Source organism: Paraburkholderia sp. RL18-085-BIA-A, assembly GCF_046027075.1.
Taxonomy (GTDB): domain Bacteria; phylum Pseudomonadota; class Gammaproteobacteria; order Burkholderiales; family Burkholderiaceae; genus Paraburkholderia.
In genome coordinates, this window is the sequence record NZ_JARESU010000166.1 from 1 (window position 1) to 15524 (window position 15524).

Consider the following 15524-nt stretch of genomic DNA (forward strand, 5'->3'; position numbering starts at 1 on the left):
TCTAATGTCTCATGTCCGCTTTCCGTACGTCGCGCCTCTATCGATCCCATCAATCAAACGGCGTGCGAAAACTTCATTTTAAAACACGGACTACAGTACCTATACTCAAGTTCATGAAGCACAACACGGTTGATAGGATTGCCTTTGACATCCTGCACCGACCGTCGTCGAGAGGTCGGTCGGTCCCGGGCTTGGCGTGGCCCAGAGCGAAATGGCTGGAGAACTATTTCATTCTCGCTGCGGATACAGATTAATTGCCCTTGTGTCAATCGTTGAAGTTCTCGTCAATGGAACCGAGTACGTGTTTGCTCACGAAACCAACTTCGCGGAACAGATATCATGAAAATCGGAAAAGAAACAATCCCACGGACCGCTATTTCATCGTCGAATGCGGAGACTATCGTCGTCCGCGGGAAAAACTTGTCGCGTGATCTTATCGGCAAAATATCCTTCACGGACTACTTTCATCTTCTTGTGACTGGACGTCCTGCGACACCAGCAGCGACCGCAATACTCAACGCAACGCTTGTTGCTATCGCGGAACATGGACTCGTTCCCAGCGTACAGGCGAGTCGCATGACACTCGCGGCGGCACCGGACGCACTTCAAGGGGCCGTTGCAGCGGGGATCCTTGGGTGTGGATCCGTCATCTTGGGTGCGTCCGAAGCCGCTGGGCGTCTATTCTGCGAAGTTCAACAGAGAACAAAGGGCGGTGCTTGCTACACAGCCGCGGCGACAGAAATTGTGGCGGAATATCGTGCTGCGAAGCGTGCAGTGCCAGGCTATGGTCACCCCTTGCACAAGGAACGTGACGCTCGCGTCGATGCTCTCTTCGACGTTGCAAAGGAGGTCGGCATAGATTTGACCTATGTCCGAATTGCCGAAGCGATCGAACGAGTCATCCCCGACACGCTAGGGAAGACTCTTATGCTCAATGTTTCCGCAGCGATCCCGGCGGTCCTTCTAGCGGCCGGATTTCCGCTACGTGCCCTTAAGGGTGTGCCAATACTTGCGCGTACGGCGGGACTCATAGGGCATCTTACAGAGGAGTTTGAAATGCCTATCGGTTTTGCTCTTTCCTACCAGGCTGTGCGCGAGATCCAGTATATAGGGGATATACCGGCAGGCTTCGCTCCCAACGATTGACGAAAGTCCTTCCGAAAAAGCGCGAACATCGCGGCGCAATTTAAGCTACGCCGATGGTATGTGGCACCTTTGTAAGAAAGTGCGTTGCGCAAGACATTCACAGTCGTTCGCGCTTCCAATGCAACGCAAACAACCAGCCACATTTCGATAAATGGCTGACTCGAAATTAGCAAAACAGGCGTGGTCTTGTGTGAGACCGGGCCTGCTCGGAGTATTGAAACCATGACAAAAGTTCTTAGCGGACTCCGCGTACTTGAACAGGGGACATTTATTACCGGCCCGGCAGCAGGCATGTTGCTAGGCGATCTGGGTGCCGACGTCATCAAGATCGAACAACCCAAGACGGGCGATCCGTTTCGAGCGTTTAAGGGAGGCCTCTACAGCCCTCACTATCAGACTTACAACCGAAACAAGCGAAGCGTCACGCTCAACACCAAGGAACCCGTCGATCTGGAACTGTTCGACGAACTCATCCGTAGTGCAGACGTGTACATCCAGAACTTTCGTCCGGGGGCTGCTGATCGCCTGAACGCAGGCGCGGAGCGACTTCAGAAGATAAATCCTCGGTTGATCTATTGCTCGATCAGTGGCTTTGGTCCTACGGGGCCAGCCGCCGCACGTCCCGCTTATGATTCCGTGGCGCAGGCAGCAAGCGGGTTCCTTGGATTATTGATCAACCCAGAGAATCCTCGCGTTGTAGGCCCTGCGATCGCCGACTCACTAACGGGATTTTATGCGGCATACGGAATTCTCGGTGCGCTTCACGAACGGACAATCACTGGACGCGGGCGGAAGGTCGAAGTATCGATGCTTGAGGCGATGACTCACTTCAACCTTGACGCATTCACGCACTACTATGTGGCCGGGGAAGTGATGGGTCCTTACTCTCGACCGAGCGTCTCGCAATCCTACGTAATGAAATGCCATGACGGAAAGTGGATTGCGCTCCACATGTCCTCACCAGACAAATTCTGGCAAGGTCTCGCGCGCGCGATCGAGCACCCAGAGCTTTTTGAAGATCCCCGCTTTTCAGACCGTAACGGTCGTATAGAACACCAGAGCGAGCTTATACAGATTCTGTCGAGCATTTTCTCGACTCGGGCCCGGGCGGAATGGTGTGCACGGCTGGAGAGAGAAGATGTTCCGCATGCTCCAATGTACGACACTAGTGAGGCTCTCGAAGATCCCCAGGCAAAGCATCTTGAGCTTCTGATTTCAACGCAGCACCCCAAGATGGGGGAATTCCGCACTGTTCGCCCTCCTGTCAGTTTCGATGGTGAGCGGACAAAGGAGATCGCTGCCCCGCCATTGCTCGGTGAGCACAACGATGAAGTGCTCGGTCCCTTACGGGCAGCTCTTGAGAAAACGAGTCCTACCAACATCGCAGGCTCGCGACGTTTCGACGGATGAACGTCAGGCGAGATCCACACTTTGCGATCAGCGTAGACGCATTGCGGACCCAATCATGCGCGATTACGACGGGCGGGTGATTGTGTCCGGCGGTACATCGTGTACGTTACCCCGCTGCGGAAGAGACGGTGCAATTTTCTGCGTAACGAGGAGTTCCAGCTTGATCGATGAGAGGTTGCCTCATATGGGACCTCAGTTCACGTCTTCTTTCACCATTTGACGCATTGCTCCCATGAACCGCTTGCAGCCAATTTCTCGCTATCACCAAGTTCGTCGGGCCGAACAGACTGAACGGCTGCGGCGTGTTTTTGGCCAAGACCTCATAGCGCATCTTCTTGCGCTTGACGGCGAGGCTCCGATTCACCGCCTTGTCCTTTATCTCGTCGCGTTTTTTCACGCGCATCTAGCCTGCATTGCCGAACGCGTCTTCCTCGTGGCCGTACAGCAGAACGCGGGCTCACGACAGGTCCGACACGTTGGCGGTCGTGCCTGCCACGCCTTGAATCAGTTCCCAAGCGGCGTCGACACCGAGGTGCGCCTTCATGCCAAAGTGCCATTCGCTGTCTATCTTCGTCTGATGCATTTCCGCATGGCGGCGCTTCTCGGCAATCGTGGTCGACGACGGCGCTTCGGTGATTGTGGCGGCCAGCAGTGTGCATTCCTTCATTATCAAACCGCGCTCGCATAGCCAAATGCCGATCTCACAGAAGACCCTCCGCGTCGGATCGTGCTCGACCGTAAGAGGTGGACTTTTTTAGCAGCGTAGTCGCGTCCAGTAAGTTTCCGGACCCGGCTGCGATGTCCGATGAACCGGATAGAACAGTGTTTCCATAGCGGCGACACATGAACTGGTTATCGCCGGCAATGTCTCCGGTGCGGATGACTCCAGAGTGACAAGCAAAGACAGCGATATTGTCTTGTCCGAATTGTAGGAAAGCGCCTCCTCAAATTAGCGCCGCTGTATTCGGCGCATTCTGATTAACGTGGCGCGACGGATTACGCCGCGCGTCCATTGTCATGAGCGAACAACGCCCGAATCACTGCTCAGGACAAAAGCAAATCGACGGTTCGCTTGAATCGGAGACGTCAATAGAACTCACGTGTCGTTGTCATTGCCGTTGTAATCGCGCAGATACACGAAATCCAACTGGCAGCGAGGAGACATACATGCGAGACAAAGGTGTAAATCGAAAACGCAGCCGACGTTGTGAATGCGTGGATGGCGAGAACTCTCGACTGCAAAGCGCGAAAAGTGGCTAATTGATCAACACGTCGTGCTCGGCAATTCTGCGTAGAAGGACAAGGCCCCACAAATCGCATTGACGGGGGCTTGCTGTCCGAACGTTGCATTGCCCCTTTTGCGGTCGGCCGGAAAATACCTTGCCAATTTGCCAACTTCTCACATTCGAGGCCTCAACCGATGCCTAGGTACGCATTCATCTATATGCGCTCGATGGGCAGGACTCGGTGTGAATTTCGGGCACCGGAGGCTATTAAGGAAATTCGCAGTTCACTCATGCACACATGGAGGTAAAGGTCCGGTGGTAGTTCGTAGGGCTATTACTCGAATCACGGAAACACTTACGCGGCGAGTAAACCGGCAAGGCCCGTCTCAGATGACGGCAGTATGCCATGCCATATCCCGTTACACCAATTATACAACACCTGCGCCAATTATATGGTTGCAAGGTGAGGAGACGTCGATGAAACGGCAATCTAGGAGATATTTAAGCGCTCTCGTAACAGTAACAGGACTTTTCACAGTCAGTTTGGTTCAGGCACAAAGTAGTGTCACAATTTATGGCGTCGTTGATGGCGGATTGCTATATACGAGCAAGACGAGCAATCCACAGACCGGTATAAACTCAGGCCGGCAGGTTTCGATTATTGATGGTGGATCGTCATACTCGCATTTTGGATTGATCGGAACGGAGGATCTGGGCGGTGGCGTGACCGCGAAATTCAAACTCGAGAGCGCGTTTAGCATTGCAAATGGTGGACTTGCACATTGCAATGGAAATCTTTTTGGATGTGAGGCGTGGGTTTCGATCGCGAGTGATCTAGGAGAAGCAAAAATGGGTCTCCAGTTTTCCCCCTTCTTTCTCGCCGTCTATGAAACTGACCCTCGAGGGCTTTCCTTCTTCGGGAGTGGCGGCGTCAATTTTGCGGACAATCTGTTTGGAACAAGTATCTACAGCCCGAGTGCGATCTCTTATTCCACCCCGAAGCTATGGGGCGTGACTTCGAAACTTATGTACACATTCGGAGGGCAAGCCGGTAATTCCCGTGCCGGGCGGCAATTTTCCGCGAGCGTGAAATATGAATACAATGGGCTCTTAGTAAACGCGGCGGTATTCGATGGCAATGCGGGGGGGGCAAACCAAACGGCGGTGCCAAGTAACCTAGCGGCGGAGGCGCGTACTCTCGGCGTCGCTTACGCCATTGGAACCGTGACGGCAACGGCCTCGTTTGTCAATTACAAAGTATCCGGATCCTTCAACAATAACGTTTACGGAGCCGGTGCCGGGTGGTATGTGCGACCGGATCTTCACATTGACTGCGGCATCTGGATAACGAGTGACCGTAATCACACGGCAAATCATTCGCTTCTTGCCGCTCTCGGTGCGAACTATCTCGTGTCAAAGCGAACGGCCTTCTACGTGCAGATCGGGTCGGTGACCAATCATGGCGCGATGAATACGGGGCTTTCAGTTGACGGTGCGTTTTTTAGTCCGCAGGGCACCACTGTTGGCGCCACGATCGGCATGCGGCATTCGTTCTAGATAGAGGGATTCGGTCCCTAGGCCTGCGTGCTCTACCGGAATTCAATGAGCTCAGGTTAACGCTGCCCGATTCTCTTGCGCGAGACCCATTTCCCGGGTATCTCTTTCTTCCGCAGACCACTCTGGCCTAGGTTAGTACTGCGAATCTACTGCATCTCGCAAAGCGCGTGCAGCGTTGTCTGGCCAACGGCGTTGCGAGGTGTACAGAGATACATGTCCGCTAGCGGAAATTTTCAAGACAGGCGTCGCCTCAACAAATGAATTTCAGGCGGCCTTTCTCTCCTGATTATGGCGTTGTGGGGCAACACCCTGGTTATCGATGCGATCCGGGTTCAGGTGCACAGCATCTACGCGCTGCCAGTTGCGCGTGCTGCCTTTCCATCGGGGCGGATTACGCGGCCGAGCGCTCTCGTAGATCGCCGCCCGTCGATGCAGAATGTCGTGATCGAGGTTGGCATGACGCTGGGCCGGCGTCACGAACCGGATTGCGCTGTGAGATGTTCATGGTTGTACCGGCGCACTAGTGTGTCCACCCCCAGGCGCGCGCGGCAAACAGTTATCGAACGCCTTGAGCGGGTAAGCGGGCCGGTACTTCAGGGTCTTGAACAGTGACTCGGAATAAGGTTTGTCGTTGCGCACGCCCGGGTGACTCAACGATGGCATTACACCCCGCTCCTGGAGGGTGGCGAGCATCGTCGCGCCTTTCATCGGGCCCAGAATCAGCTGGTCGGGTTGTATCGATTCGCGTGCGCAGAGGTCCCTGAGGACGTCGCTGACCAGCACGCTGCTTCCCTGGGCATAGACTCGCCAGCCGACGAACTTGCGGCTGTACACCGTTCGAAGCAGAGATTCCATCCGCCGCCCCATACCGGCCGCGCGCGCTGGAAGCGGTGGGTCGATCCCCATGTCGCGCGTCTGCCCATCCGCGCCATTGCTAGCTCTACGCCATGTTGAGCGCAGCAAATACCTTGCGTGCGGCGAACAGCGTATTGAGCGCTGAGGGGAAACCTGCATAAAGCGCCATCTGCATGAACACTTCACCCGACGTTCAACGCAGCTTCGATATGGATTTTCAGCTGTGGCTGCGCCTTGCCGAGCGCGCCAACGCCGCGATCGCCCCGATATCGCGGGCGCGCAGATCGAGCTGCGACCGGCTGTAAATGTTGCCAAAGCCGAACCTGGCGCGATTGGCGCGAGCGCGGTGCGAGTCCTGCTCCCGTCGTTGCGTTAAGAGACATGTCGGCCCGAACACTTCGCGGCGTTCTCGTACCAATGAATCTTGTCAATGATCGCAGAGTTTCGTCTGCAGCTCGGGAATGCGCTCAAGCACCGCGTCGCGACGCGACGCGACGCGACCAATTTGCGCCACTCTTCGATGGTCGCGTCTCCCTGCGCGCGTAGCTGCGCGAATGCCCGCATGCCGGGAATCGGCATCCCGGTTGCCCTCAGGCGCATCACGAACTGAAGCCAGTCAAGCCGTTCAACCGCCATTCGATTCGTGTAGGTGAACACCGCTTCATCGGCGAAAGCGATGCAGTAAATTCGTTCCTTCCGAGTGCGCTAGGCTCTGTTCACATTTTCACCAATGGCCCAAGAGCACAGGCAAGCGACGCGAACGTGAGGTAGTTGTCAGAGCTTGTGGTAACGAGTAGAGACTCGACAAAAAATCCTTGATACGGTTGAAGAAGCGCTCCATCACAATGCGTGTGCGGTACAGCATCGTCGTGATAGGCGCGATCCGCAGCGGCCTGGCTACGCTTCGTCACGTTTCGAGCGCGTACGCCATTGCGCCGGCGTCATGCCAACGTGGCGCTTGAACGCGCGCTGAAACGCGGCATCGGATTGGTACCCCACGGCTTCGCCGATCTCGGCCACCGAGAGCCGCGTTTGCGCGAGCTTGCGTCCCGAGAGCGCCATGCGGATTTCCGTGAGCACGTCACTTGCCGAGCGGCCGATCGCGTCCTCGAAATGGCGGACGAATGTCACGCGCGACATGTGGCAGAGCGCGGCGAGCTCCGGCAGCGTCCATGGCTTCTCAGGCTCATCGAACATCGCAGCGATAGCCGGTTGCAGGCGCGGGCGCTGCGCGAGCGCGAGCAGTCCGCGCGGCGCTTCGGATTCGCTCGCACAGCGCAGCGTCAGCGCGAACAGAGCGCCCGAGAGCTGGTTCACGACCATTTCGTAACCGGGACGCTGCTCGAACGCCTCCTCACGCATCAGCTCGATGAGTCGCGCAAGCCGGCTTGCGGCGAAGGCGGCATCGCGCGCTTCGCCGTCCTTGTGGGCGACACTGCTGACGAGTAGACGTTCCGGCAGATGGTCGCGTAGCAACTGCTGTGGCACGGTGGGCAACAAAAACCGTCCGCACAGTATGTCGGCGCCCTCGCGCGTGCTGTTGTTGGTCGCTATCGTCAAACCGTCCACGTGCTCTTTGCGTGCCGCGCGGGCGGGCTTGCCGCTGCCGTCGTGCAACGCATGCGCGCTGCCGGCCGGGAACAGCACGATGTCGCCTGCCCTCATGCGCAGCGCGGGTTCGCTTCGTCCTTTACTGCCCACCTCGACGACGGCCTCGCCGCGCAACAGCACGTGATACCGAATCTCCCACTCGCCCGCCGGAGGCTCGTCGAGGCGCCACGGCGAGCCCAGGTGGCAGCGCACGTCGAGGTGCCCGGCAACGGGCATCAGTGAAAGCAGTCGGTCGAGTAGTTCCATGTGAGACGTTGGAGCATGCATTTGCGGTATTTTGACATTAAAATGATCGATCTGCGCACCTACAATGACGTCCATGCCATACGACATGGCTAACCTGTTCAACCGAGGAACGCATCATGACCCGTCTTACCACAATCCGTCCCGAAGACGCGACCGGCGCCACCGCCGAAGTGTTCGCGAAGATAAAAAAGGCTGCCGGCAAGGTGCCGAACGCGTACGTCATGATCGGCACGCACAGCCCCGAAGCGCTTTCCGCCGTGCTCGCGTTCGACGCCGCGGTCGCGGCGAGCACGCTCAGCAAGCCCGATGTTGAAGTCATCAAGCTCGTGGTCAGCGAGCACGCTGGCTGTGACTACTGTGTCGCTGCGCACACGCTGATGGGTAAGCTCGCAGGCCTGTCGGGCGAGCAGCTGAAGCAGGCCCGCTCGGGCGTGGCGACCGGCGACGCAACGCGCGACGCGCTGGTGACTTACGTGAGCACGCTGGTCGGCACGCGCGGTACGGTGCCCGCCGAAGCCGTGGACGCGATCCGCGCTGCGGGCTATACGGAACGCCAGATCATTGAGATCAATCTGGCGATCGCGTCGATCACGTTCACGAATCTTGTCAATCGCGTGAACGATACGACGGTCGACTTCCCGGCTGTCGGCTAAAGCCACGCTGAATCTAACTTGAGCCCATTTGGAAGCACTACCTGGTAAGCGCAGGCGCGAGCCACAGCGTTACTAACTGTGCCCAATTAGTCCCGGGGGCCACGCTATAGGCGCCCCCTTTTTATTCATGTCTCTAAAAAAAGAGACCACATCGTTATTACGTAGGAATACGAAATGCGTAGATTAACTTTGATTGCACTTTCAATCGCCATCGTTGCAACAGCAGGCACTTCCGGCCTCGCTTTTGCTCAAGAAAAGACGCGTGCGGAAGTGCGACAGGAACTCATTCAAGCCGAAAACAACGGCCTTCGTTTTGTCTCAGACGCCTCCTACCCAGAGGTCGCACCGGCTTTTGAAGACCAAGCCGCGTCACTGAAGGCGGACAACGATAGCGGAATAGATGCAGCGGCAACAGGAGCGAGTCCCGCAGGAAAAGCCACCGCCACTGCGCCTGACACAGCTGGCTCAGTTTGCGTCGGACCCGTCAGCTTCTGCGCACCGTATTCCGGTGGCTGACTTTAGCCGTCCGGTTCGGGTCTTCTTGTTCCCTGGCGCGAGCACAGGGATCGGTGTGTCATCCGCATGCAGCTTCGTGCCAGCCATCACATCACGGCGCAACGCCTCCACCAGCGGATCGACCAGGGTCTCGCACATGCCGACCTATCGGCCCACGCTCGCAGGGTCCAGCGTGACCTTGTCACGTGCCGCAATCACCGACTGCGGGTACAGCGGCTCGTGATCCGCGTATTTGGCCACCAGAACGTCGGCAAACTGGCTCGGGTGTGCGATACCGCGCTCGATCGGCAGGCTCGGCGTCGGGGGCTGCACGGCGACGACAGCGGGCGCAGACCTTCTTGCGCCGGATGGTACGCTTGACTGAACGCTGCCGCGATGCGGGCCAAGCTGTTCGGAGACGTCCTCGCCCAGCGGTTGCATCTGTGTTTCACACCACGGCCAGGAGTGTAGGTAAACAGCCGGATGGGCGGTCCGCAGCCATTCGTCTTGCCGACGTTGCCCGAGAAGTTGATTACAGCGACCCGCATCTGACAATACGGCTATGTCCGATATTAAGTGAGGATACCAAAGTGATTGACCGTGAGCCGCACGATGCGCGGTACCGACGGCGCCGTTTGCGAACGTGGTCCCATCATCGAGGACTTCGTACTGCCGAGAAACCTCACGACTGCCGGATTCGTCGAAATTGTTCAATGCGCCTGAAACGGGAGCGTGAATACCTGCGCCGAGTCCAGTAAGCCCTGTGCCTGTTCCTTCAACGTCTTCGCCGCAGCGGCGGACTGCTGCACCAGCGTCACGTTTTGCTGCGTGTTTTGCTCAAGATTCCCGATCACGTCACGTACTTCGCCAATCTGCTGCGTCTGCGCACGGCAGGCCTGGTGCATCGCTTCCATGATGTGCGTGACGCGCTGCGATGCTTCGACGATGTTGGAGATCGTCGTGCCGGCCGCATCGACCTGCCGCTCCCCCTCGCTAATCCGCGCGCTGCTCGCGCCGATAAGTTCCGTGATTTCCCTCGCGGCAGCTGCGCTGCGCTGTGCGAGCATGCGTACCTCGCTGGCGACGACCGCGAAGCCGCGCCCCTCTGCACCAGCCCGCGCTGCTTCTACTGCTGCATTCAATGCCAGCAAATTAGTCTGGAATGCGATCGAATCGATGACGGCGATGATGTCCTCGATGCGGTTCGACGATTCGCTGATTGCGCGCATCGTGTTCACAACCTGACCAACCACGGTGCCACCCTGTGCTGAGGTAGCCGAAGCACGCTTTGCCAGTTCGTCGGCGTTGCCCGCGCTTTGGGCATTGGCTGCCACGCTGGAGTCAAACTCCTCGAGCGCGCCGCTGGCCTGTTCGAGCGCGGCAGCCTGCCGCTCGGTGCGCGTACTCAGGTCGGCGTTACCCAGCGCGATTTGCTCCGTGGCAGCCGCGACGCCCTGAGCGGCGTCGCGCATCTGGGTGACGATTTCGGCGAGCCTTTGCTGCATGCGCGCCATCGCGGCGATCACGCTCGACGTATCGCCACGCCGCAATTCGATTCGGCGCGCGAGGTTGCCCGCGCGGATCGACTCGGCCAGCTCTACCACATCGCCCGGCTCAGCCCCGAGGGCTAGGGTGATGTTGCGCACAGTCGCATAGACGATGGCTATGCCAACCCCACATGCGAGCAGCGTCAGCATGCCCATCAACCAGCGAAAATCAGTGCTGATCTTGCGCGCCTCGGCGCTTTCCTGCCGGTTGAGGTGCTCCTGATAGTCGATCAGCGCGTTGACCCCGGCAAGCCATTCGACAAGCGCGGGACGCGCATCATCGAGCAGGATCTTACGCGCGCCCTCGACGTCGCCCGCTTGCTGCAAGCTGATGACCTGCTGGATCAGCGGCAGGCTTTGCTCCCGCGCGGCGTTGACCCGTGCATAGATCGTCCGTTCCTCGGCTGTGATGTCGGTACGTTCGGCATAGATCCTGGTGAGCGGGCCAGCCGATTCTTCGTACTGGGTCGCGAGCGCATGAATGTGATCGATGACCGAAGGAAGTTCAGCTGCAGATACAAGCGTCACGTCACGCAACGCGATGGAGCGGTCGTGGACACTTCCGCGAAAGTTAATCGCGTAACGTTCCTTTACGCCGTTTACGTCGATGATGTCGTCGAGCCGCGCTCGAACCTTCTCGACCTGGCTGATCGCGATTACGGTGAGCGCGACGAGCGCAATGAGAACCACGCCGAACCCTGCGATCAACCGCGCCCGAATGCTCAATGTCTTGCTGTTTGTGTTCATGGGGTTCCCCGTTTGCTGATGTAGCCTTGACTTGTGTGGGCCGTTGCGGGCGAAGGCAACGCGGCGCGCCGCTTCTGTTTCTTGAGCCAATAGTAACTGCAAAATCCGTTTGATAGCATGCGGTTATTTAGAAAGTAATTCGATCTACGATAGCTATAGAAAACCCCAGATATACTGCAGGTCCCCACCGTTGCGTTGTCGCTCGAACAGGAATTCCGGATCTTTGTCGGATCGTTCGTACCGGTGCCCGTTATCAGCCGTTCGCCCTCTCATCGCGCAAACGGCATCGTCCGAGGTACAACAGTCGTCTTTTTATACGGCGGCGGCAGGTGTTCGGCTCTCGCGGTCGTTCCAGATTCTCTTGCGGTGCCACGCGATCAGACCTTCAGCGTAGGACAGACTCGACGGCCTCCGAGCTTCCCATCAGTGATGCACCCGGATAATGCGCTCATGCATCGAACCAATGAAGAAGTTCGCACGCACCTTGCGCGCCCATCGCGAACTGATCCTCAACTACTTTCATCCGCGAAAGCAATTCTCCAGCGGAATCGTCGAGGGTTTGAACAACCAGGCCACCCGTTTCAATCAGCCGGTTTTTGATGGACACCGCGTAGTTTGCCCGGCGAGGTCCCGAAGCGTCGCCTGAAGGCCCGCGCGAAGGCGCTTTCGGAGTCGTAACCGGCCGCCATGGCGACCTCGATTAGCCGTGCATTCGTGGCGGTGAGGCTTTGCCGAGCCAACCCCAGACGCAATTCGGTAAGAAAGGCGAGCGGTGCCATGCCGGCTGCCTTCTGGAAGGTGCGCACCAAGGTGGCCCTCGAGACGTGCGACTCCGCGGCAAGCTCCTCCAACGTCCAGCCATGCGCCGGGTCGTTCAACATTGCATTGACGGCCCGGGAAGAAGCTGGCGTGGCGAGCAGCTTTATCAGATCGCTGGCAGATTCCGCCTGCTCGAAATGAGCGCGGAGCATGATTACGAAAAGCGCGCTCGCCAGATCGGTCGCGACGGCCGCCGCTCCCGGACGGGCACCCTCCAGTTCCTCATCGATCATCTGCACCAGCATTCGCAGGTGGCCAAGCAACTGCTCCGTGCCCAGGCTTAGAAGCATCATCTTGGGCAGCGCGGCGATGACGAGGCTGTTGGGAACTTCTAGAAAGTGCAGCCGGCCGCAGATCAATTCGGTGTCGCTCTCGTCATCGGTGTTGGTCTTGACCGTGATTGCGTCGTTGCATTCGATCCGGATCGGCACACCCGGGCTCCGGCCACGGCGGTTCGAGCGCACGACGTGGGCATCGCCATGCGGGAGCAGCAGCAGGTTGCCCGCCTCCAGCGGGAAGCACTTCCCACCCTGCAGTTCAAGGCGGCAGCTACCCTTGGTCACAATATGAAACTGAGCCCAGCCCGGAGATTCCGCTTCGTGCACGGTCTTCCATTGCGAGGTGAACCGGCACACCTCCTGAACTTCCGGCCGCACTCGCAGCAGCGGCGCGATGGCACTCAACGAGTCGCGGGCGGGCGGTGAACCACGGTGCGCACCGTCCTGCTCATTGAGCCGGTCGGCATCCGAATTGCGCGTCGAGAACATAAGCCATTTCCTTTTGATATCCACTATGTGTGTCACCTACACCCAACGAGAGATCTACATGCACATGCACGACTGGAACCATTATCGCAAGCAACTCGTCGCTGGCGTCGGCCACGGTGCGCACCGTCCTGCTCATTGAGCCGATCGGCATACGATTTGCGCTTCGAGAACAAAAGCACGGAGATCCGGGCCCGTCTGGAAGGCCTGCCCATGGCCATCATCGACCGCGCCTGGGAAGCTCAGGTGCGGCTGTGCCGACGATTCCGATTCCGCCGGCTAACAGCGCGCGGCAAGCCCGTCAACATCACGGTCGTGCCTATTGCCCGCGAGCTGGCCGGGTTCATCTGGGACATCAGTAGACTGGCCATGTCGCTCGCGACACCCCGCCTCAAACTGCATGTGGCCTGTTCCTGATTCCCCGTACAACTGAAGGAGCTTCCTGAAGGTGGCACAGTCCGGCACCCGGGCAACCCGCGATGGTATTTCGCAACGGCCATCACCAATTTGCGGCTTTAGATAGCGGCAGGCTCATCGGGCGGACCTCTGTAATGCGGTAACCAACCCGCGGATATCAGTCCGATCCACCGTCGAGACTTACTGCTACGTCGCCCCAGGAAATTCATGTGCCTATCAAAGGAAAACGAAAACCGATCCCGATTGACATAGAATGTCATATCAGTCCTTCGACCCGTATGAGCCACTCAGACAAAGCTTGCGACTGTCCGCTCACAGGGCCGACATGAGCCGATTATGGGTGAGTAGCTACCCCTGGTCAGTCATCGAGATCACCTCAGTCAGCCGGATTTCGCTATAGCGATCGAGGCTGCCAAAACGCTTTTGACGGGAATTACGCGAATCTCGGTAAGCCCCTTCCGCGAAAAACGGCACCGCCCCTCCGTCACGACGCACTCTCGCCAATCGAAGGCAGACTAAACTGGAACGTCGCACCGTGCCCGGCATTGCTGGCTACCCACAGCTGTCCTCCGTGGGCTTCGATGATCGAGCGGCAGATCGACAATCCCATGCCCATTCCGTTCGACTTCGTCGTGAAGAAAGCATCGAACAGTCGATTTGCATTTGCAGGATCGATGCCCGGGCCGGAGTCCTGTACAGCCACGACCACGTGCCCGTTGTTATCCCGACGGGACTCGATCAGTAGTTCGCGTGAGTCGTCGCAGATGTCAGCCATTGCCTGGATCCCGTTTATGACCAGATTGATGAGCACTTGCTGAAGCTGGACCCGATCGCCGAGCAGCGGAGGCAGGTCGGAGGCGAGCTTGAGTCGCAACGAAATCCGATGATTCAAGACTTCGCGCTGAACCAGGAGCACAACTTCATTGACCACATCGTTGAGCTCCAGTTGCGTCTTCTGCGGGGCAGCCCTCGTGGTGAGCGTGCGGATGCGCCGGACAATTTCGCTCGCGCGTCGACCTTCGCCGATCATATGCTGCACGCAGGCCCGTACCTCCTCCGGTTGCGGCGTCCTGTGGCTGAGCCATCGCAGGCAGGCCTCGCCACTGGTCACGATCGCACCGAGCGGCTGACCTACTTCGTGGGCGATGGATGCACTCAGCTCCCCAAGGGTTGTCACGCGCGTTGCATGAGCCAGTTCCACCTGCAGCTCCTGCAACTGCTCCTCCGCTCGCTTGGCCGCGGTCCGCCGTGCTGCGAGTTCCGCCTCGGCCTCCTTCCGTTCGGTCAGGTCGAGCACGAACCCGACGCCGTGTTCCCGCGATCCTTCCATGAGCGCGCCGCCGAGCAGAACCGGAACGCGCCGGCCGTCCTTGCGGATATATTCCTTCTCGTAGGACTGGCAACCCCCGTGCTGCCGGACTTCTTCAAGCGCCCGCGCATCGGCGGCGCGATATTCCGGCGGCGACATGGTGGTCCATCGAACACGGCCTGACAGCAGATCTTCTCGCGAATAGCCGACGATCCGTAGAAACGCGTCGTTAGCGTCGTTCACGCTACCTGTCATGTCCCAGAAGAACACGCCGATGATGTTCGACTCGACGAGTCGCCGGATGCGAGCTTCCCGCTCGCGCAGTTCCTCCTCAGCAAGCTTGCGCTCGCTGTTCTCCCGCTGCAGGTCGGCATAGAGCAGTGCGTTCTCCAGCGAGATCGCCGCCTGGGAGGCTAGCAGATCCAGCACGCTTACGCGTTCGGGCGTGAACGCATGCGTGGTCAGATTGTTCTCCAGGTAGAGCAGGCCGATCAACGTGCCGCGCCGCATGACCGGCAGACACAACACCGACTTCGCTTGTCCGCGGGCAAAGTAGTCGTCTGCCGAGAAGGGATTCGATTGCGTCGCATCGTCCAGCAGCACCCGCTCGTGACAGCGCCCGACGTAATTGACGATCGAGGCTGACCACGCCGATTCGGGCGGTGCTGATTCCTGCAGGGTCGATGCGGGAGGTACCCGGTTCAGGTGCAGCCGTATGTGAA

Annotated in this window: 12 protein-coding genes and 4 pseudogenes; 7 read left to right on the plus strand and 9 right to left on the minus strand. The window is 58.4% G+C overall.

The features are described from left to right. Nucleotides 1–339: 339 nt before the first annotated feature. Together P0D89_RS45515 and P0D89_RS45520 are read left to right on the plus strand one after the other, a co-directional pair. A complete protein-coding gene (locus tag P0D89_RS45515) occupies nt 340–1146 on the plus strand; it encodes a citryl-CoA lyase (protein ID WP_408378697.1) in 807 nt (268 codons plus the stop codon). Between the two features lie 222 nt (nt 1147–1368). After that, nucleotides 1369–2556: a CaiB/BaiF CoA transferase family protein gene (locus P0D89_RS45520; protein ID WP_408378700.1), complete on the plus strand. Its 1188-nt coding sequence runs from the start codon at nt 1369–1371 to the stop codon at nt 2554–2556. Between the two features lie 106 nt (nt 2557–2662). On the opposite strand, the pseudogene P0D89_RS45525 reads toward P0D89_RS45520, so the two are convergent. Further along, a pseudogene (locus P0D89_RS45525) lies at nt 2663–3329 on the minus strand (transposase); the annotation flags it as partial. Nucleotides 3330–4259: 930 nt separating this feature from the next. Between P0D89_RS45525 and P0D89_RS45530 the strand changes: the two are divergent. After that, nucleotides 4260–5339 (plus strand): porin, encoded by a 1080-nt coding sequence (locus P0D89_RS45530; RefSeq protein ID WP_408378702.1) that lies wholly within the window; start codon nt 4260–4262, stop codon nt 5337–5339. Nucleotides 5340–5840: 501 nt separating this feature from the next. Here the strand turns inward: P0D89_RS45530 and P0D89_RS45535 are convergent. From P0D89_RS45535 to P0D89_RS45550, 4 genes and pseudogenes are all read right to left on the minus strand, one after another. Continuing rightward, the gene (locus P0D89_RS45535; RefSeq protein ID WP_408378706.1) at nt 5841–6194 is read right to left on the minus strand and encodes a hypothetical protein; all 354 of its coding nucleotides are present in this window, start codon (nt 6192–6194) and stop codon (nt 5841–5843) included. Between the two features lie 85 nt (nt 6195–6279). Beyond that, nucleotides 6280–6557, minus strand: a pseudogene (locus P0D89_RS45540) (carboxymuconolactone decarboxylase family protein); the annotation flags it as partial. A gap of 9 nt (nt 6558–6566) precedes the next feature. Continuing rightward, nucleotides 6567–6830, minus strand: a complete 264-nt coding sequence (locus tag P0D89_RS45545) for a MerR family DNA-binding protein (protein ID WP_408378709.1) — start codon at nt 6828–6830, stop codon at nt 6567–6569. A 261-nt stretch (nt 6831–7091) separates the two neighbouring features. Then, nucleotides 7092–8051: a cupin domain-containing protein gene (locus P0D89_RS45550; RefSeq protein WP_408378712.1), complete on the minus strand. Its 960-nt coding sequence runs from the start codon at nt 8049–8051 to the stop codon at nt 7092–7094. A gap of 116 nt (nt 8052–8167) precedes the next feature. Between P0D89_RS45550 and P0D89_RS45555 the strand changes: the two genes are divergently transcribed. After that, nucleotides 8168–8704 carry a carboxymuconolactone decarboxylase family protein gene (locus P0D89_RS45555; RefSeq protein WP_408378715.1) on the plus strand — a complete coding sequence of 179 codons (537 nt, stop codon included), beginning with the start codon at nt 8168–8170 and terminating at the stop codon, nt 8702–8704. A 174-nt stretch (nt 8705–8878) separates the two neighbouring features. Beyond that, a complete protein-coding gene (locus P0D89_RS45560) occupies nt 8879–9220 on the plus strand; it encodes a DUF4148 domain-containing protein (protein ID WP_408378718.1) in 342 nt (113 codons plus the stop codon). Between the two features lie 3 nt (nt 9221–9223). Here the strand turns inward: P0D89_RS45560 and P0D89_RS45565 are convergent. Beyond that, nucleotides 9224–9658 (minus strand): annotated as a pseudogene (locus P0D89_RS45565) (transposase); the annotation flags it as partial. Between the two features lie 251 nt (nt 9659–9909). Continuing rightward, nucleotides 9910–11493, minus strand: coding sequence for a methyl-accepting chemotaxis protein (locus tag P0D89_RS45570; protein WP_408378721.1), 1584 nt, complete (start codon nt 11491–11493; stop codon nt 9910–9912). A 463-nt stretch (nt 11494–11956) separates the two neighbouring features. Between P0D89_RS45570 and P0D89_RS45575 the strand changes: the two genes are divergently transcribed. Next, nucleotides 11957–12139: a transposase gene (locus P0D89_RS45575; protein ID WP_408378724.1), complete on the plus strand. Its 183-nt coding sequence runs from the start codon at nt 11957–11959 to the stop codon at nt 12137–12139. On the opposite strand, the gene P0D89_RS45580 is transcribed toward P0D89_RS45575, so the two are convergent. Beyond that, nucleotides 12075–13079, minus strand: a complete 1005-nt coding sequence (locus tag P0D89_RS45580) for an AraC family transcriptional regulator (RefSeq protein WP_408378727.1) — start codon at nt 13077–13079, stop codon at nt 12075–12077. The genes P0D89_RS45575 and P0D89_RS45580 overlap by 65 nt on opposite strands. Nucleotides 13080–13253: 174 nt before the next feature. On the opposite strand from P0D89_RS45580, the pseudogene P0D89_RS45585 reads away from it, so the two are divergent. After that, nucleotides 13254–13493: pseudogene (locus P0D89_RS45585) on the plus strand (IS110 family transposase); the annotation flags it as partial. 484 nt (nt 13494–13977) lie between these two features. On the opposite strand, the gene P0D89_RS45590 reads toward P0D89_RS45585, so the two are convergent. After that, nucleotides 13978–15524 (minus strand): GAF domain-containing sensor histidine kinase (locus P0D89_RS45590; RefSeq protein ID WP_408378730.1); only part of this gene is annotated, 1547 nt, incomplete at its 5' end.